This window comes from Achromobacter sp. Marseille-Q0513, assembly GCF_018195695.1.
GTDB lineage: Bacteria > Pseudomonadota > Gammaproteobacteria > Burkholderiales > Burkholderiaceae_B > Achromobacter.
Window position 1 is genome coordinate 1 of sequence record NZ_JAGTJY010000073.1, and the last position, 663, is coordinate 663.

1 protein-coding gene is annotated in these 663 nt (G+C 71.8%); it reads left to right on the top strand.

Annotation, left to right across the window (positions count from 1 at the left end):
* On the top strand, positions 1-663 hold a 663-nt coding region (locus tag KDH83_RS32570), incomplete at both ends, for an AMP-binding protein (RefSeq protein WP_249205151.1).

Here is a 663-nt window from a genome sequence, read left to right on the forward strand (position 1 = left end):
CAGGCGCAGCGCCTTGGTCCAGGATTCGCAGTCGGCCTCGGCGCCGTAGGCGATCAGCGCGCGCCGCCCTGCCCGCCGACCGTCTGGCCAGCGGCCGTCGCATCCAGGGCGGCGACGTGGCCGCCTATTTCCATACGGGCGGCACCACCGGCGCGCCCAAGCTGGCCATCCACACGCACGCCAACCAGGTCTTCACCGCCTGGGCCGCGGTGCAATTGCAGAACGCCGGCCCCGGCGACGTGGTCATCAACGGCTATCCGCTGTTCCACGTGGCCGGCGCCCTGCCCGCCTCGCTGGCCGCGCTGTCGGCCGGCGTCGCCACCGTCATCCCCACGACCCAGCTGCTGCGCAACCGCGAGGTGCTGCGCAACTACTGGCGCCTGGTCGAACGCCATCGCGCCACCTCGCTGCAAGGCGTGCCGACCATCCTGGCGGCGCTGGCCGACGTGCCACTCGACGGCGCGGACATCTCCTCGCTGCGCTACTGCCGCACCGGCGCCGCGCCGCTGCCGGCCGAACTGGCCGCGCGCTTCGAGCGGCAATTCGGCCTGCACGTCAACGAGAGCCTGGGCATGACCGAAATGGCAGGCATCTCGTCCATCAGCCCGCCCGGCTCGGCCTTTCCGGTCAACTGCGTGGGCTTTCCGCTGCCCTACGTACAAG